This is a genomic window from Synechococcus sp. H55.9 (assembly GCF_047462355.1).
Taxonomy (GTDB): domain Bacteria; phylum Cyanobacteriota; class Cyanobacteriia; order Thermostichales; family Thermostichaceae; genus Thermostichus.
The window spans coordinates 31,497-47,711 of the sequence record NZ_JANSJB010000003.1; the positions used below are offsets into that span (position 1 = coordinate 31,497).

17 protein-coding genes are annotated in these 16,215 nt (G+C 61.0%); 11 read left to right on the plus strand and 6 right to left on the minus strand.

Annotation, left to right across the window (positions count from 1 at the left end; genetic code table 11):
* Window positions 1-806, minus strand: an 806-nt coding sequence (trpB, locus tag NW857_RS00915; protein WP_414367723.1) for a tryptophan synthase subunit beta, incomplete at its 3' end; no start/stop codon positions are given.
* 189 nt (window positions 807-995) lie between these two features.
* Between trpB and NW857_RS00920 the strand changes: the two genes are divergently transcribed.
* The 5 genes from NW857_RS00920 (at window position 996) to NW857_RS00940 (ending at window position 5,777) form a co-directional block, all read left to right on the plus strand.
* On the plus strand, window positions 996-1,211 hold the full coding sequence (locus NW857_RS00920; RefSeq protein WP_414332928.1) for a hypothetical protein: 216 nt from the start codon (window positions 996-998) through the stop codon (window positions 1,209-1,211).
* 312 nt (window positions 1,212-1,523) lie between these two features.
* Window positions 1,524-2,042 carry a hypothetical protein gene (locus tag NW857_RS00925; protein WP_414332930.1) on the plus strand — a complete coding sequence of 173 codons (519 nt, stop codon included), beginning with the start codon at window positions 1,524-1,526 and terminating at the stop codon, window positions 2,040-2,042.
* A 48-nt stretch (window positions 2,043-2,090) separates the two neighbouring features.
* Window positions 2,091-2,639 carry a hypothetical protein gene (locus NW857_RS00930; protein WP_414332932.1) on the plus strand — a complete coding sequence of 183 codons (549 nt, stop codon included), beginning with the start codon at window positions 2,091-2,093 and terminating at the stop codon, window positions 2,637-2,639.
* Window positions 2,639-4,186, plus strand: coding sequence for an Hsp70 family protein (locus NW857_RS00935; protein ID WP_414367725.1), 1,548 nt, complete (start codon window positions 2,639-2,641; stop codon window positions 4,184-4,186). Before NW857_RS00930 ends, NW857_RS00935 begins: the two co-directional genes overlap by 1 nt.
* A 214-nt stretch (window positions 4,187-4,400) precedes the next feature.
* Window positions 4,401-5,777 (plus strand): 1-acyl-sn-glycerol-3-phosphate acyltransferase, encoded by a 1,377-nt coding sequence (locus tag NW857_RS00940; RefSeq protein ID WP_414367727.1) that lies wholly within the window; start codon window positions 4,401-4,403, stop codon window positions 5,775-5,777.
* 447 nt (window positions 5,778-6,224) lie between these two features.
* Here the strand turns inward: NW857_RS00940 and NW857_RS00945 are convergent, their stop codons facing one another.
* On the minus strand, window positions 6,225-6,338 hold the full coding sequence (locus NW857_RS00945) for a photosystem I reaction center subunit VIII (protein ID WP_011428960.1): 114 nt from the start codon (window positions 6,336-6,338) through the stop codon (window positions 6,225-6,227).
* 38 nt (window positions 6,339-6,376) lie between these two features.
* A complete protein-coding gene (locus NW857_RS00950; RefSeq protein ID WP_414332937.1) occupies window positions 6,377-6,847 on the minus strand; it encodes a photosystem I reaction center protein subunit XI in 471 nt (156 codons plus the stop codon).
* Window positions 6,848-7,350: 503 nt separating this feature from the next.
* On the opposite strand from NW857_RS00950, the gene NW857_RS00955 reads away from it, so the two are divergent.
* Entirely contained in the window at window positions 7,351-8,076 is a 726-nt protein-coding gene (locus NW857_RS00955) for a response regulator (RefSeq protein WP_414332939.1), read from the plus strand.
* Here the strand turns inward: NW857_RS00955 and NW857_RS00960 are convergent.
* A complete protein-coding gene (locus NW857_RS00960; RefSeq protein ID WP_414332940.1) occupies window positions 8,073-9,416 on the minus strand; it encodes a CCA tRNA nucleotidyltransferase in 1,344 nt (447 codons plus the stop codon). The two genes, NW857_RS00955 and NW857_RS00960, sit on opposite strands and share 4 nt — an antisense overlap.
* 170 nt (window positions 9,417-9,586) lie before the next feature.
* On the opposite strand from NW857_RS00960, the gene NW857_RS00965 reads away from it, so the two are divergent.
* The 4 genes from NW857_RS00965 to NW857_RS00980 all read left to right on the plus strand — a co-directional run bounded on the left by NW857_RS00965 (window position 9,587) and on the right by NW857_RS00980 (window position 12,382).
* Complete coding sequence (locus NW857_RS00965; RefSeq protein ID WP_414332942.1) at window positions 9,587-10,615, plus strand: rod shape-determining protein; 1,029 nt, start codon at window positions 9,587-9,589, stop codon at window positions 10,613-10,615.
* A gap of 121 nt (window positions 10,616-10,736) precedes the next feature.
* Entirely contained in the window at window positions 10,737-11,426 is a 690-nt protein-coding gene (mreC, locus tag NW857_RS00970) for a rod shape-determining protein MreC (RefSeq protein ID WP_414367729.1), read from the plus strand.
* On the plus strand, window positions 11,404-12,036 hold the full coding sequence (gene mreD, locus NW857_RS00975; protein ID WP_414332946.1) for a rod shape-determining protein MreD: 633 nt from the start codon (window positions 11,404-11,406) through the stop codon (window positions 12,034-12,036). Before mreC ends, mreD begins: the two co-directional genes overlap by 23 nt.
* A 118-nt stretch (window positions 12,037-12,154) precedes the next feature.
* On the plus strand, window positions 12,155-12,382 hold the full coding sequence (locus NW857_RS00980; RefSeq protein WP_414332947.1) for an indolepyruvate ferredoxin oxidoreductase subunit alpha: 228 nt from the start codon (window positions 12,155-12,157) through the stop codon (window positions 12,380-12,382).
* 44 nt (window positions 12,383-12,426) lie between these two features.
* Here the strand turns inward: NW857_RS00980 and NW857_RS00985 are convergent, their stop codons facing one another.
* Window positions 12,427-12,951 (minus strand): YIP1 family protein, encoded by a 525-nt coding sequence (locus NW857_RS00985; RefSeq protein ID WP_414332949.1) that lies wholly within the window; start codon window positions 12,949-12,951, stop codon window positions 12,427-12,429.
* A 556-nt stretch (window positions 12,952-13,507) separates the two neighbouring features.
* On the minus strand, window positions 13,508-15,427 hold the full coding sequence (locus tag NW857_RS00990) for a protein kinase domain-containing protein (RefSeq protein WP_414367730.1): 1,920 nt from the start codon (window positions 15,425-15,427) through the stop codon (window positions 13,508-13,510).
* 141 nt (window positions 15,428-15,568) lie between these two features.
* Here NW857_RS00990 and NW857_RS00995 point away from each other — a divergent pair.
* Window positions 15,569-16,215: inositol monophosphatase family protein (locus NW857_RS00995; RefSeq protein WP_414367731.1), on the plus strand; the 647-nt coding region annotated here is incomplete at its 3' end.

Genomic DNA, 16,215 nt, shown 5'->3' on the forward strand with positions numbered 1-16,215 from the left:
GGATCGCGGATAAACTCGTTGAACAGGCCCAGGGCATTGGAGCCGCCGCCCACACAGGCCAGCAACACGTCCGGCAACCCTCCCCATTTCTCCTGACACTGCTGCCGCGTCTCCTGGCCAATGACATCGTGAAAGGCCCGCACCAGCTTCGGGTAGGGGTGGGGCCCGGCCACCGTGCCAATGACGTAGTGGGTGGTCTCCACATGGGTTACCCAGTCGCGGATGGCCTCGGAGAGGGCATCTTTGAGGGTGGCCGTGCCGGCTTCCACCCCGCGCACCTCAGCGCCCAACAGGCGCATCCGCTGCACGTTGGGGGCCTGCCGCTCCATGTCCAGCGCCCCCATGTAGATGACGCATTCCAGGCCGAAGCGGGCGCACACCGTTGCCGTGGCCACCCCATGTTGGCCGGCGCCGGTCTCGGCGATGATCCGCCGCTTGCCCATGCGCACCGCCAGTAGCACTTGGCCGAGGGCGTTGTTGATCTTGTGGGCGCCGGTGTGGTTGAGGTCTTCCCGTTTGAGGTAGATCTGGGGGCCGCCGTAGTGTTCGGTAAGCCGCTGGGCAAAGTAGAGGGGGCTGGGCCGCCCGACAAAATCCCGCAACAAGCTGTGCAACTCGGCGCGAAACTCGGGATCCTGCCAGTGCCGCTCAAAGGCTTCCTCCAGCTCCGTCAGGGCGCTCATCAGGGTTTCCGGCACAAAGCGGCCCCCAAACGGCCCAAACCGGCCCTGGGGATCCGGGCGCACCTGTGGGTCAAGGGGATCCCAAGCAACAGCGTGGGCAGCAGCAAGAGGAGTTGAGGTCATGGCAAATCTGTTGGTGCGGGCTGGGCAGCCGGCAATAGGAGACAGGCCTCCCTATTTTACAAAAGTCGGAAACGCGGGAAGGCGACTATTTGCCGCCCTAGAGGGTGGGATCCCGCCAAAACCGGCTTTGAATAGGGGACTTCCAGGGATCTTTAGGATGAGGCCGTCTGATTTTGGGGAGCGGCCTTTATGGACAAGCATCTGCAAGAGTTGCTCCAGCAAGAAGATCAAAAGCGCATAGACGAAGAACTACGCCGCACCTATGCCCTTTCTCAAAAGTCTCAGGGAGTGGCAATCTTTTTGTCGTTATTGCTGGCTTTTGCAGCCTACATTTATACGCGGCGATGGAAAGCGCTGATGGTCTTTTTGGGGTGGTGCATTTTTGTAAGGACTCCGTCCCGCTGACGCGAACGGCGTGTTGTTTGGCGACGAAGAAGGAGAAGTTTCTCTCCCTGGACTTTTTCTGGCCTCCACCTGGGCAGCAGTGGACAACTGCGCCGCTATCCAGCGAGCTAGAGAAAAAATTGAACTGCTGCGCTCCGGGCAAAACCTCGATAGCGACCGGCGGAGTTAATCGACATCAAATCAACAAGCTGGAAACCCTATCCTTCTCCCCTCTCCCTGTGGGAGAGGGGTTGGGGGTGAGGGATCCCTTTGCCAGCAGCAGTTTAGAAAAAAGGAGCCTAGAATGGCCGCAGATCCGAAAAACTCGAAACCATGAGATCTGCTGCTTGCTTAGCCTGTCTGCTCGCCGCTCTCTTTGTGGGAAAAGGGATCCCGGCTCTGGCCTCACCCGCTCTTTTGGTACTGGCCCAGTCAAGTTTTCAGCCCTACATCAATGCCCGCTTTGGCTATCGCCTCGACTATCCGGCCGATTTTGTCCCCCAAGGGGAATCCGATAGCGGCGACGGTCAGGTGTTTGTCGGCGAAGAGGGGGCTGAGCTCCGCGTTTGGGGTGGGTACAATATTTTTCAAGCAACGCCCGCCAGCGCCCTGCAAGAGGAGTTGCAGCGCAGCCGAGAAAGCGGACGCCGGGTTACCTATCAAGTTGCCGGTCGGGATTTTTTCGTGGTCTCCGGCTACGAGCCAGGCAGCTTGCGGATTTTCTATCTCAAAAAGCTTGTCCGCCCCTCTCTAGAGGCTGGCTTTGAATTGGTCTATCCGGCTAGCCGGCGCGAGCGCTACGACCGGGATGTGGAAGCCATAGCCCGCTCCCTGCGCTTTGGGGATCCCTGACCCAGGCCCCAGTTGGGGCATGATCATAGGGATCCCTGGCAAAACCCAATGGCCGAGAGACCGCTGGACAGTTGGCTGCGGGAACGGATGCAAGCCGTTGGCCTTTCCTCATGGCAGGCCTTGCAAGCTCAAGCAGGGATCAGCCGCCGCGCCCTCGATCAGGTGCGTCAAGGGCGGTGGGGATCCCTGCGCCTGGAGCAACTGCAAAAGTTGGCTGCCGCTCTCCGGTGGGATGTGGGATCCCTGCTTGGCGGCGGAAGGGGCTCTGACAATGCAGAGGCAATCTTCTCCCTGCTGCAGCCGCTGCTGACCAGCTACCCCACCGTCCGCGAGATTGCCCGGCGCAAGCCGGATTGGCCGGCCCAGAACGTGACGGCTCTGTTCCGGTCGCTGGATGCCCTGCTGCAGCAGTGGGGGTATGAAGCCATCGGCAGCCCTCTTGAATCTGTCCCCTTCGACCCGCAACTGCACCAGCCGGATCAGCCGGACATTCGGCCTGGGGATCCTGTCTATATCCGCTTTGTCGGCTACCGCTGCGGCCAACGCATTCTTTGCCCGGCCAAAGTTAGTCGCTCCCTGCCCGGAGGATTGAGCTGATGGCACCCGTCCCCAAAGCGACGCTGGCTATTGATTTTGGCACCAGCAATACGGTTGTGGCGGTTTGGGATCTTGGACAAGAAGCGCCCCGCCTGCTCAGCCTTCCCGGCCTCTCCCGCCCCAGTTACGCGGCTATTCCCAGCCTGGTCTACGTCAAGGGAAAAGGCCAGCTCTTGGTGGGAGAAACCGTGCGCGCCGGGCGCTGGGGGGCAGTGGATCCGCAGCGCTTGTTTCAGGGCTTCAAGCGGGATCTGGTGGCGGAGTTTGTGCCCCCGCCGCGAGTTCTGGATGGGGAGCGCTACGATGCCGAGAGGGTGGCCCAGGCTTTTTTGCAGGCGGTGATGGAAGCCATCCAACAAGAGTACCCGCAGCCGCAACAGGTGGTGTTTACAGCTCCCGTCGGCTCTTTTGAGCGCTACTTAAACTGGCTGCGGAGGGTGGCCGGGGATCCCATTCAGATTGTGGACGAGGCCACTGCTGCTGCCCTGGGCTATGCGGTTGGCCAGCCGGGATCCCTTGTGCTGGTGGTGGATTTCGGTGGCGGCACCTTGGATCTCAGCCTGGTGCGCACCCTTCCCCCTCAGCCGGGCGACCCTGTCCTCAAGGCGGAGGTGATTGCCAAGGCCGACGCCTACGTGGGCGGATTGGACATCGACATCTGGATTGCCGAATACCTGCTGGGGCAACTGGGGCTGAGCCGGCAGCAGCTGGGAGCCCTGAGCTGGATTACCCTTTTGGAGCAGGCAGAACAGCTCAAGATCGCCCTTTCTGCCCAGCCCAAGGCGGTGGGCAGTTGGTTTGACGACGAGGCCCTAACTGCCTATGAGCTGCAGTTGGATCGGCAGGTGCTGGAGGAGATTTTAGAAACCCACCAGCTCTTGGATCAAATCCGCCAGTGCCTAGACGATGTGCTTCTCACTGCCCAGGCCAGGGGAGTGGGCAAAGGCCAAATTGAGCAGGTGCTCCTGGTGGGAGGCAGCTCCCAACTGCCGGCAGTCCAAGAGCTGCTCCGCTCCTACTTTGGCAAAAAGAAAGTCCGCTGCGAACGCCCCTTCGACGCTGTGGCCTTGGGCGCCCTGCAGGTGGGCCGCCAAGTTAAGCTGGAGGATCGCCTGCACCACAGCTACGCCATCCGCCTCTGGGATCCCTTGCAAAAAAGCTATATCTACTACCCTCTGTTTGAGCGGGGCAGCCCCTACCCCTGCCGACGCTCCGAGCCCTTGATCTTGCAGGTGGCCAACGACGGGCAAACCGAAATTCGCCTCGATGTGGGAGAAGTGGCTCAGGTGGCCCAGGCCGAGGTGGTTTACGACGAGCTGGGGCGCATGAGCAGCCGCCAACTCACTCGACAAACCGATTTTCGATCCCTGGCCCCTGGCGCCGAGCCGGCTTGTCTGGCCCGCCTGCAACCCCCAGGCCGGGCAGGAGAAGATCGCCTCAAGGTGGAATTTGCCGTCGATGCCTCGCGGCGGCTGCTGGCCACTATCTTCGACTTGCAAACCCAGCAACTTTTGGTAGAGGCCCAGCCCGTAGCCACCCTGAGTTAGAGAGAGAAAGGCACTCAGCCTCTTGTCGCACCGAAACCCAAACAGCGCTATCTGGCCATCCTCCCCTCTCCCTCAGGGAGAGGGGCCGGGGGTGAGGGATGCCTCAGGGAGAGGGGCCGGGGGTGAGGGTAAATTTGAAACGACCATAACCCGATCGATTGGATGGGGATTTGATTGGGCCTAGCTTGAGCAATTCAGTATTTGAGAAAAAGCCTTGTTTTCGCCACCACCTCCCTCTTTTGCCCGTCCCCCCCTAGACTTTATCCCGCCGGCCTACAAGCCCTGGGTGCTGCGGCTTGTCCACGGGATCCTGCCACTGCTGTTGCGGCTGAGGGTGCGGCCCTGGCTTCCTTCCGGCATTGCCAAAATCGAGGCTAGGGGCGTGCAGACCCTGGCGCAGCTCTACCACCAGTTTCAGGCGGGCCAGATCCGGCTGATCCTCGCTTTCCGCCATGTGGAGGTGGATGATCCCCTGGTGGGCCTCTACGTGCTCTCTCGCCTGGTGCCGCAGGCTGCCCGTCGCCAAGGGATCCCCCTCCGCAAACCCATTCACGCCCATTTTCTCTACGACCGGGGCATGCCTCTTTGGGGTGGCGAGTGGCTAGGGTGGCTTCTGTCTCGCCTGGGCGGGATCCCTGTGCATCGGGGACGGCGGGTGGATCGGCTGGCGCTGGCGGCGGCGCGGCGCCTACTGCTGGACGGCCCATTTCCTTTTGGGATCGCCCCGGAAGGGGCCACCAATGGCCACAGCGAGCGGGTCAATCCTCTGGAGCCGGGAACGGCGCAACTGGCCTTTTGGTGCGCCGAAGACCTGGCCAAAGCCGGTCGTTCGGAAAAGGTGGTTGTGGTGCCCATCGGGATCCAATATCGCTACCTAAAGCCCTCTTGGAAAAAGCTGGAGCGCCTGCTAAGCCACCTCGAGCGCCTCAGTGGCCTGACGCCGCCGGCGGATCCCAAGCCTTCCGCAAACCGCCACTGTGCTCAGCGGATCTGTGGCCTGGCCCACCACCTGCTGGCCCAGATGGAAACGTTTTACGGCCTTCCCCCTCTTCCTTCTGGGGCGCCTTTCAACGCCCGCCTGGAACGGCTGCTCCACACGGCGCTGCAGACAGCCGAGACCTACTTTGGTCTGTCTCCCCAAGGGGACTGGAACAGCCGTTGCCGCCGCATCGAAGAAGCCGCCTGGACCCAGATCTACCGAGAAGAATTGCGGCATCCCGGATCCCTGGCCCCGCTGCAGCGGGGGTTGCTCAACTGGAAAGCCCAGCAGGCCACCCTCTACCTGCAGCACATGCGCCTGGTGGAAAGCTGCGTGGCCGTGCAAGAAGAGTACTTGCTGAGCAGGCCTTCTTTTGAGCGGCTGGCAGAAAGTGCCCTGATCCTGTTTGATGTCTTGGCCCGCCTGCGCGGCGATCCCTACCCGGCCCGGCCTCGCCTGGGTTGGCGAGAAGTTCAAGTTACGGTGGGGGATCCCATCTTGGTGAGCCAGCGATGGGAACGCCAGTACCGCCAAGGCCGCCAGGAAGCCAGACAGGCAGTAGCCGAGCTAACTCAAGATTTGCAACTTGCTCTCGAGCGCATGATCTCTTGAAGCAGCAATATGCCTGGCTGGCACAGTTGCCTGTGGTAGGGATGCGGAGCCCTTTCTCCCGCTCCCCTCTCCCAGAGGGAGAGGGGCTGGGGGTGAGGGCGGATCCCCCTGGGAGAGCCGACTTTAGTCGGAGGAGTGTCAAGACCATCTATAAGCAATGGCTAGGCCAGTTGCTCCTTTGACGTAGTCAATGTCTTCGCGGAACTTTTTGAGCTCCTGCTTTTAGATTGCATAGGCAGCATCAAGGGCGGTGGTAGGGGAGCCGAGACGCTTTGGAAGTTCCCCTTTCCCAAAAGCAAGAAGACTCAACCTCGGTCGGGTGCTGCCCCAGCTTTTGGGAAGACAGCAGGGGGGATAGAAACAGCCGTTGCGCCAAGGTCTGCCCAAAAAGCAAGGGATCCCTTCTCTAGGGATCCCTCTTCTAAGACCAATTGAGACTAGAACAAATTAGTCGCGCTCAATGTACAAAAAGAGCACGGCCATGGTTACTGCCGGAAGCAGCCAACCGACAATGGGGACGAAAATCCAAGGAAGATAAGCAGCAGCGTAAGAACCGGTCATGGTTTTGCTCCTCTCCAGTGTCTTGACAAGCTTGACAACTAATTCACCAACCCTCGAAAGATGGCGTCGATCCCGGCAAAGTTCTCCAACAGGAAGTAGGCAGCAAAGACGCCACCCATGCCTCCCAAGAAAAATCCTGCCGTCAGATCCCCCCAGCCACGCGCCGTAGATAGAGGATTGGCTCCCGGCGTTTCCGGCTTGTTTCCAAAGGTAACACTGCCATACGCAGACATGCAGGCGGTTCCCAGCAACACAATCACCATGGCCGTGACCAGCCCACCCAAATTGGCCGCCTCAGGATAGTCGCGCAGCGGGCCCACCACGATTTCCGGCCCCACCAAGAAATAGCCATGCGCCAACCCAATCTCCAGCCCCCGCAACAGCGGCGATAGGCCAGGACGGTTGATGGGGAGATTGTTGATAAACAGACGGGTGACAGGAGAATCGCTAATAGGCGTCGAAAGATGCCCCTCGCAGGGATCGTCGTTAAAGGTGCGAATGTAATCCATGTCCGAAGGTCCTGCCTGGAATTTTGCGACTCATTCTACGAGGCTTAAGTTACGCTCTCGGCAACCCATACTCGGATCGTTAAAAAAGTTCACGCTCGCTTAACACAGAGATAGCTCCTCAGTTTGAGACTTTTCCCCGGCGCTCCACGCTGCTTCCGGGCTCTGACCCACCAGCAAACGCGAACCCCCCTGCGCAACTTACGGGGGGAGAAAAGAAAGGCTTAGACTCACCGGCTGGTGGTGAAGAACGAACGGCTTCACCTTGACCTTAAATTATCCTGAATTGCGGGGCTTTGGAACTCTTGTAGCCCCCTTCGTCGTCTCATGAGTCTGGGCAAGCGTTCTGCCCCCGTTCTCTTCCCAGCCTTTCACCCCATTGGCTGGCCTAGAAGTTTGATATCCTATCGGGGGGCTGCTGTTGAAGGTAGCTGCACTTGCCCTTCTTCCCCTGTGAGGCCGTTCGCGCAGGCGCGACGGAGTTCTGTATGCAAGCAACCCTCTCCATGACCGGTTCACTCCCTCAAACTAGGGAAGCCTCTCCCCTTCTGGAGACCCTGTTGGTGGTGGATGACGAGGATGCCATTCGGGAGACAGTTGCCCTGGCTTTGGAAGAACAGGGGTATCAAGTTTTACAGGCCGCCGATGGCCGGCAAGCGCTGGAGTTGGTGTATACGGCGGAGCGGCTGGATTTGATGATCCTGGATCTGATGTTGCCCAGCTTGAACGGCCTGGATCTCTGCCGGCTGTTGCGCAGGGAGGGCAACACGCTTCCCATTTTGATGCTGACGGCCAAAAGCAGCGAGACCGACCGGGTGGTGGGCCTGGAGCTAGGCGCCGACGACTACCTGACCAAGCCCTTCGGCATGCGGGAGCTGATCGCCCGCTGTCGCTCGGTGTTGCGCCGGCAGCAGCAGTCCCACCCCAGCGATGCCACGGTGCTCCGCTACGGGGATGTGTGCATGTTTACTCAGGAGTGTCGCGTGTTGGTGCGGGGTGTTGAGGTCAGTTTCTCCCCCAAGGAGTTTCGTCTGTTGGAGCTGTTTATGTCCAACCCCCGCCGCGTCTGGACGCGGGAGCAGCTTCTGGAGCGCATCTGGGGATCCGACTTTATGGGCGACAGCAAAACCGTGGATGTGCACATCCGCTGGCTGCGGGAAAAGTTGGAGCTGGATCCCAGCAACCCCGAGTATTTGGTAACGGTGCGCGGTTTCGGCTATCGCTTCGGCTAGTGTTCTGGGGTGTTTTGAGAGCCTCTCCCACGCCACTGGCGGGCAAAGGAGAGTGCCTCGGCACGGGTTTGGATCTGCCCCCAAGCCTGCGCCTCTTGCAGGGCTTGCAACAACTGACCTACCCAGGGGCCGGGTTTGGCCCCCAAGCTGTCCACCAGATCCTGGCCATCCAGCAGGGGCACCAGATGGGCCAAGGGATCCTGGGGATCTTCGTAGCGCTGAAGCCAAGACTCCAGCTTTTGGGGGTCGCCGCCCGTGGCTGCTGCCAACAGCGCCAGGCCGCCGAACAGGGATCCCGCCTGGTGATAGAGCCGCCACTGTTGCGCAGGGGTGGGGGAGTCGGCCAGAAGAGACTGGAGCTGAGGCAAGAGGTGGTGCAGCTTTTGGATGGCCCGCATTTCTGCGCGGCTGAAGCGCAGCCGTTCCAGCTCGGTTTCCACCACTGCTGCCGGGGTTCCCGCCGGATCCCACAGCAAGGCCGCCAGCACCGCCGCCAGCAGCCTGCTGCTCCCTTCGCGTGAGCGGTGCGGGGCACCTTCCGTCAAAGGTTGGGCCAGCTCTGCCAGGGTGCGGGGATACTGCCGTTGCCAGGTCTCGGCCCACCACCACACCGCTTGAGCTTGAAGGAAGCCCGGACTCTCCGCTTGCAAGCGGGGCAGCCAAGCCTGCAGCAACCCCGCCGCCACCGCCGCCTGCAGGTGGGCCAGCCCCGCCATCCCTGTTGCCAGCAGGGCCACCACCTCTGCTCGCACCCGTTCTGCCGCTACCTGGGCCAAAAGGGGGGCCCGCTCTCGGATCGCCTCCTCGGTGGCCGGATCCAGCGCAAACCCCAGTTGGGCCGCCTGGCGGTAGGCCCGCAGCAGCCGCACCGGGTCGGCGCTCAGGTTGTCGGGGTGTACCATGCGCATCCGGCCCTGGCGAATATCGGCTCGTCCGCCGGTGGGATCCAGCAGTTGCTCCCTTTGCAGATCCAAGGCCAGGGCATTACAGGTGAAATCCCGCTGCTCCAGATCCGCCTCTGGGGTGGGACCTGCCTGCAGCCCCACATCCACAGTTAACTTTGCCAACACCATACGGGCAATCTGCCGCTCGGCATCCAACACCACAAAGCCCGCCCGCAGCCGCCGCGCCACCCCCGCCGCCCACCCCACGGGATCCGCAGCGCACATCAGATCCAAATCCGCCGGCGCTTCCGCATCCTCGGCCCTGCCCCGCAGCCAAGCCAGGTAAGCATCCCGCAGGGATCCCCCTACCCAATAGCTCTCCGGCGGCAGCCACTTCTCAGGAAAAGGCAGCCATTTCCGGAAACAAGCCAGCAGCCATGGCAGGGCTTCGCTCATACGTTCTCGTTCGCGTCGGCGGTGTGAAGCACTTTATAGCTTAAACGGCAGGAAGCGCGGCCCCCCGCCCCTTAGAAGAGTGGGTGTCAGGGAGATTCTCCTACGGAACTGAACTATAGTAGGTACCAGAGCTTGCTGGTTCTTCCCAATAAAGACTGGAGCAACTGACCGTGGGGCTATTCAGCCGATTTTCCCGTGACATGGGCATTGATTTGGGCACTGCCAACACGCTGGTCTACGTGGCTGGGCGAGGCATTGTCCTACAAGAGCCCTCTGTGGTCGCCATCGACCAAAACACCAAGCAACCCCTGGCCGTGGGGGAAGATGCCAAAAAAATGTTGGGCCGTACTCCGGGCAACATTGTGGCGGTGCGCCCTCTGCGAGATGGGGTGATCGCCGACTTTGACACGGCGGAGATGATGCTCAAACACTTCATCCATCGCGTGCACGAGGGCCGCTACCTGATTGCTCCGCGCATTGTGATCGGGATCCCCAGCGGCGTAACCGGTGTGGAGCGACGGGCGGTAATGGAAGCGGCCCTGCAAGCCGGCTCGCGGGAGGTGTATTTGGTGGACGAGCCGGTGGCAGCAGCGATCGGGGCCGGCCTGCCGGTGCAAGAGCCCACCGGGAACATGATCATCGACATCGGCGGCGGCACCACCGAGGTGGCTGTCCTGAGTTTACAGGGGATCGTGCTGAGCGAGTCGGTGCGAGTGGCGGGAGATGAGCTGAGCGAAGCCATCATCCAGTACATGAAAAAAGTTCACAACCTCACCATTGGGGAGCGCACCGCTGAAGAGATCAAGATTCAGATCGGCTCTGCTTACCCGATTCAAGAGGAGCTGAGCATGGAAGTGCGCGGGTTACACCTGCTCTCCGGCCTGCCCCGGACCGTCACGGTGAAAAGCACCGAGATTCGCGAGAGCATGGCCGAGCCCCTCTCGGTGATCGTGGAAGCCATTAAGCGCACCCTGGAGCGTACGCCGCCGGAGTTGGCCGCCGACATCATCGACCGCGGCATCATGTTGGCCGGAGGGGGAGCGTTGCTCAAGGGCCTGGATGCTCTGATCAGCCATGAAACCGGCATCCTAGTTCACATCGCCCCCGATCCCCTCAGTTGTGTGGTGCTGGGTACTGGGCGGGTTTTGGAGGATTTTAAAACCTTGGGTCGAGTGTTGAGCGGCAGCTTCAAGGGCTAGAGGAGTTTTTCCCATCCCTGATTTGAGGTGTGAGTCGAGTGGGTCAGAGAGGTATCGCTTGAATCGGCTACGCCAATGGTGGAGGCGCCATGGTTTGGGGCTGCTCCTGTCTGCTCTAGCGATGGGGGCTGCATCAGGACTGCGCCAAACCCAAGGATCCCTGTTGGTGGAGTTGTACACTTGGATCACTGCCCCGGCCCGTCCGCCTGTGGATCCCGCCGCGGTGCTCAGCCAGGCTGCCACCCGTGAGCTGCAAGCCCTGGTAGCCGAGTTGCAGTACCAAAATCGCGAGCTGAAGCGGCTGCTGCAATTTACCGAGCAAATGCCCCAAGCGGGGATCCCGGCAGCCGTGGTGGGCCGCAGCGCCGATCACTGGTGGCAACAGCTCACCCTCAACCGTGGCAGCCGGCACGGAGTCAGGGTGGGAGATGTGGTCATGGCGCCGGGCGGGTTGATCGGGCGAGTCGAGTCGGTTACTCCCAATACCAGCCGGGTGCTCCTGATCAGCGATCCCACCAGCCGTGTCGGGGTGATGTTGAGTCGCAGCCGATACATGGGCATCTTGCGAGGTACGGGCACCCAAAGCGCTGTTTTGGACTTTTTCGACAAGGCTCCCAAAGTCGAGGTGGGGGATGTGGTGGTGACCTCGGGCCTCAGCAGCTTTTATCCAGCCGGGGTTGTGGTAGGAACGGTTCGAGCGGTCAACTTGGACGCCAGCCCTGCTCCTCAAGCCACTGTCGAACTGTCGGCGCCGCTGGGCCTCTTGCAATGGGCCTTGATCTACCGCTATGCGCAACCTTCTGCTTCTTAAGCTTGGGTCTTGCCTCAATTGGGTGGTGACTGCCCTCTCAGGGGTGCTGGCAGCGGTGGCCCCTTGGTGGCGAGGGCCGGGCTTGGAGCTGGCGGGCCTAACCCCCGATTGGCCCTTGATCTGGGTGGTGTGCTGGAGCGTGCGGCGCAAGGCTTGGCAGGGGGCTGTTGCCGGGATCACGCTGGGTTTTCTGCAAGATGCGCTGACCAGCCCTTGTCCTACCCATGCGCTGGGGCTGGCCGTAGTCGGGATCCTCACCGCCAAGTTGCAAAAACAACGCTACATGCAGGAAGACTTCATTTCGGTGGCCTTGATCGTCTTCGGTATGGTGGTGATCGCCGAAACCCTGATGGCGCTGCAATGGATGTGGCTCGTGGCCTCGCAGGGATCCGAGAATCTGGATCCAGCAGGAATGCAAACTTGGCTGGATGGATTGCAGTCTCTCAGCAGCACCGGCGGCGATGGCCCGCGTTCTCTGGAGAGCATCTGGTGGAACCATCAACGCAATGCCCTCACATCTGCCATTTTAAGTAGCCTGTGGGCACCTGCCCTCTATTGGCCCCTCAGCCGTTGGTGGCAATTTCAAGAGCGAGACCTAAGAGAGAGCTAGCTTCAGCTCCGACCCCCGTTTTCGCCTAAAATGACAAAGCCATCTGCGGCCCGCCGGCAATCTTGAGCCAACTGGCCGCATTGAGATTGGATGGATTCAAATTCAGTGGGAGGGATCCATGCCCCATACCATCGTCACCGACGTTTGCGAAGGCATTGCCGACTGTGTGGAGGCCTGCCCCGTCGCCTGCATTCACCCTGGCGACAGCAAAAATGCCAAAGGCACCGACTACTTCTGGATCGACTTTGCCGCCTGCATCGACTGTGGCATTTGCTTGCAGGTTTGCCCGGTAGAAGGCGCGATTTTGCCGGAGGAAAAGCCGCATCTGCAGCGAGTGCCCCGCTAGGCTGGTGGGCTGCTTCATTCTGCTTGCTAAGCTTTGATGGCCCTCTAGCCCAGAGAAGCCAAGGCCACAATGCCGCTGGTCAGCCAGCTCAGGGCCAGGATCCCTCCTAGGAAAGCCAAGGGGATCAGGCCCACCAGGCGCCACCACTCCAGATCCAGCGCCACCGCCGCCGCCCGCACCTGCCAAACCACAAACCACAGCAGTGCTGCAAAGCCCAGCAGGGATCCCGCCACGCCGCCCAAGGATTGGGCAGGCCCCAGTAGCAGCCACGGCAAACCGGCAAACCCCGTCAAGCACAGCAGCGCCGCAAAGGAAGGGGCGGCCCGCCCCAAGCAAAAGGCCAGCAACTGCAACAAAGCCGCCAAACCCACCCAGCCCAGGGATCCCATCAGTACCGCCAGTACCATGCTCGGCAGGCTTGCTCCGGAGCGGCGAATGACCTCCAGGATGTTAAGCAGCCCCACCACCCCAAAGGCTTGCCAGAGAACAGGCCGTTCCCGTAACGCCCGAAACGTGCGCTCCGGCAGAAACCAGGCGCCGTAGATGTTGTCTAACCAGGAATTGAGCATGGCCGGCAAAAAGTCAAGCTGCCTTTCATCTTAAGCCCTTGCTGAGCACTTGACAGGCACACCCCAAAAATGCGGTATGATCGACGAAGAATTCTGCGGCGTTGGTGACTGCCGTTATGTTTTTGCGATCGATACCCTTCGACAATTAGGATGGGAAGTGGATGTGAGAGCAGTAGGCCAAACTTGATTTGGAAACTATCGACAATCATCCCCGATATCCTACACTGGATTTTCCAGGTCGAAAACCACGGTAAAACGGCGCAACAGTATTCTCAAGAAGATCCTCGAAAGGGGATCTTTTTGCTGCTTGAAGGTTGCAGTTAAGTTTGTAGAGCCATTTCAAATGGCAATGAAACGTTTCTCTACGTCGTTATTGCTAGGCAAGGCTGTCCTATCCCTAACTCCCCTCTCCCTCTGGGAGAGGGGCTGGGGGTGAGGGCTGACTCCCTCTGGGAGAGGGGCTGGGGGTGAGGGCTGACTCCCTCTGGGAGAGGGGCTGGGGGTGAGGGAGACATGCAAATGACTATTGGGACGGGATCCCCTAAGAGGCTTGTTGTTAGTTTTGCACAGGCGGGACGCGGCGCAAGTTCAACAGCACCCTTGCGCTGAGGGGGCGGGTGTTGGCCAGTAGCCCCACGCTCAGCAGCAGCCAACGGTTCAAGGTGGTGCCGGCCAGCAGCCAAGCCATCAACAGGGCTGCCCCTCCCCCTTCTACCCCTGCCGCCAAGACCCAGGCCCAGGCGACTTTCCCGTGCCGGGACAGGAGGATCCCTTGCAATCCACCGACGCCAAGCCCCACCAGCAAGCCACGCAGCGGGCTGGCCATCGCCTGCAAGGCGTTCTGTGGCCAGGGATCCCTGGGATCGAAAGCGAAGGTTGCCACCCCCACCTGAGGGGCCAGGGTATCTGCTGCCACCCAGCCCAAAGCCGTGGCCAGTAGCGTAGCCGCCACCCACCGCCAAGAAACCTGCCGTCGCAATACCGCCCACTGGAGTAGCCCCATTCCCAAGCCAAGGCTGGCCCCAGCCACCGCTCCTTGGAGCGAACCCAAAGCAGCTAGGAGGGGAGCTGCCGCCCCCAGCCCCAGATAGCCAATCCCAGCCGCCGCCCAATTGGCCAGGAGCCAGACCAGGGCCAATCCTTTGCTCTGGCGGGGCTTGCTTGAGGTGGGGAGGGTGGGCTTCGGGTGGGGGCTAACCTGTTCCTGGCCGACCTGCTGTTCAACCTCGCGCAGGCCCTGTTCTGCCGAGGGGTTGCCCGGCTCCAGCCGCAGCACTCCTTGATAGTCCATCTGGGCAAGGCCCCAATGGCCCTGCCGCTGGTGGGCCAGGCCGCGGTACAGATAGTAGCGGGCTTCGTTGGGGGCGCTCTGGATCAGCTCGTTGAGCAGGTGGACGGCCATTTTGTATTCGCCTGCCTCGATCAAATGCACCGCCCGCTGGAGCTTTTCCGCCTCAGCTTCCGACGCAGCCGCCTGCTGGCCAAACCCCGCAGGGATCCGCTGAAGAGAAACCTGTTGAGGAGGAGCCGAGGAGGCGGGAGGCGGGATCTGATCCCCATAGACGGCTCGGAGCTGCTGGGCCAGCTCCTCCATGGTGGCCGGGCGAAGGGCAGGGTCTTTCTCCAAGCAGCGCAGCACCACCCTTGCCAGGGCCTCAGGGATGGGGTGGGGCAGCGGATGGTCTTGAAAGGGGCGGGGCTGTTGGAAGTTGTGGACGTGGTACCAGCCCTGCAGGGTGTCGGTCTCTGGCTCGAAGGGCAGGGCACCGGTTAACAGCTCGTACAGCACCACCCCCAGCGAATAGATGTCGGAGCGGGCATCCAGCTTCTCTCCCCGCATCTGCTCCGGGGAAGCATAGACCATCGTGCCCAAAAAATACCCGGTTTGCGTCAGGCCACGGGAGGTCTCCCCCATGAGCTTGGAAATGCCGAAGTCGAGGATCTTGACCCGTTCCTTGCCGTCGGGCCCTTTTTGCACAAAGATGTTGCTGGGCTTGATATCGCGGTGGATGACTCCTCGAATCGAGTGTTTGCCCAGATCCATGTGAAAGTTGTGGGCGTGGTGCAGGGCCGAGCAAATTTGCAATGCCAAGTTCACCACCCGCTCTGGGCGCAAGGGGCCTTCCCGTGCCAACACATAGTCCAACCCCTGGCCGGTGTAGGGTTGGGCATTCAGGTACTCCATCACCAGGTAGGGCTGGTTTTGGTAGAGGCCATAGGAGCGCACCTGCACAATGTTGGGGTGCTCGCCCAACAGAGCGCTGACCCTGGCCTCGTCCAGGAAGCGCTGCTGCAGTTGCTGGTAATACTCCGGCTCCATGTCTGGCGGCGGCGGGCGCAACAACTTGACGGCCACCGGCTCGTCATTCAACTGGGTATCCACCGCCTCGAACACATTGCCGTAGCCACCCTCGCTGATGTGGTGGGTCAGTCGGTAGCGGTTGCCGATCAGTTGTCCAATTAGGCGCTGGTTCATGGAGGAGGACGGCCAGCCGAGGAGAGGACTTACCTAAATGATTCTAGTCAGCTTGAGGGCGCAAGACCTGTTTGTGAGGGATCCGCTGCCATTGCCAACCTTTTTCGCCCCAAAAGCTGGGGATCCCGCTAGGATTGGGGCATGGGTGCTCTTTGTGAAACCGCCTCTCCCTCCCCCTTCTGGCTGGAGGTTACCGAGTTTGCCCTGCAGGCCACGGCAAGGGTCGGATCGCAGCTCTTGGCAGACTTTGGCCAGGCCTCCTCTACGGAAAAAGCGGACGGCAGCTTGGTAACCGCTTCTGACAAATGGGCAGATGACACCTTTCAAAAGGCAATTGCCGCGGCCTATCCGGCTCACGGCTACCTGAGCGAGGAGTCCAACCACATTTTCCCGGAGGAAGAGTGGTGCTGGGTGGTGGATCCCTTGGATGGCACCACCAATTTTGCCCGCGGGATCCCCATCTGGGGCAGCTCGCTGGCGCTGTTGCACTGGGGCGTGCCCGTGTTTGGCTGTGTGCATCTGCCGCCCATCCGCCAGACTTTTTACGGCTACTGGCCTCAGTTTGCGGGCGATGCGCCGGCAGGAGCTTTTCTCATCCGCCACGACCGGGATCCCGTTCTTCCTCAGCCCATCCACCCCAGCACCGCCCCACCCGGCCCCAACCAACTGTTTAATTTTTGCTCCCGCAGCAGCCACTGGATTAGCCCGCAATTTCCCTGCAAAGCGCGGATGTTGGGGGGCGCTGCCTACAACCTGCTGGCGGTGGCCAGCGGCAGCCTTTTGGGAGC

Coding starts and splice junctions, on each gene's coding strand:
- NW857_RS00920 (WP_414332928.1), top strand. CDS start 996: ATGGACAAGCATCTGCAAGAGTTGCTCCAGCAAGAAGATCAAAAGCGC.
- NW857_RS00925 (WP_414332930.1), top strand. CDS start 1,524: ATGAGATCTGCTGCTTGCTTAGCCTGTCTGCTCGCCGCTCTCTTTGTG.
- NW857_RS00930 (WP_414332932.1), top strand. CDS start 2,091: ATGGCCGAGAGACCGCTGGACAGTTGGCTGCGGGAACGGATGCAAGCC.
- NW857_RS00935 (WP_414367725.1), top strand. CDS start 2,639: ATGGCACCCGTCCCCAAAGCGACGCTGGCTATTGATTTTGGCACCAGC.
- NW857_RS00945 (WP_011428960.1), bottom strand. CDS start 6,338: ATGACCGGTTCTTACGCTGCTGCTTATCTTCCTTGGATTTTCGTCCCC.
- NW857_RS00950 (WP_414332937.1), bottom strand. CDS start 6,847: ATGGATTACATTCGCACCTTTAACGACGATCCCTGCGAGGGGCATCTT.
- NW857_RS00955 (WP_414332939.1), top strand. CDS start 7,351: ATGACCGGTTCACTCCCTCAAACTAGGGAAGCCTCTCCCCTTCTGGAG.
- NW857_RS00960 (WP_414332940.1), bottom strand. CDS start 9,416: ATGAGCGAAGCCCTGCCATGGCTGCTGGCTTGTTTCCGGAAATGGCTG.
- mreC (WP_414367729.1), top strand. CDS start 10,737: ATGGGGGCTGCATCAGGACTGCGCCAAACCCAAGGATCCCTGTTGGTG.
- mreD (WP_414332946.1), top strand. CDS start 11,404: ATGCGCAACCTTCTGCTTCTTAAGCTTGGGTCTTGCCTCAATTGGGTG.
- NW857_RS00980 (WP_414332947.1), top strand. CDS start 12,155: ATGCCCCATACCATCGTCACCGACGTTTGCGAAGGCATTGCCGACTGT.
- NW857_RS00985 (WP_414332949.1), bottom strand. CDS start 12,951: ATGCTCAATTCCTGGTTAGACAACATCTACGGCGCCTGGTTTCTGCCG.
- NW857_RS00990 (WP_414367730.1), bottom strand. CDS start 15,427: ATGAACCAGCGCCTAATTGGACAACTGATCGGCAACCGCTACCGACTG.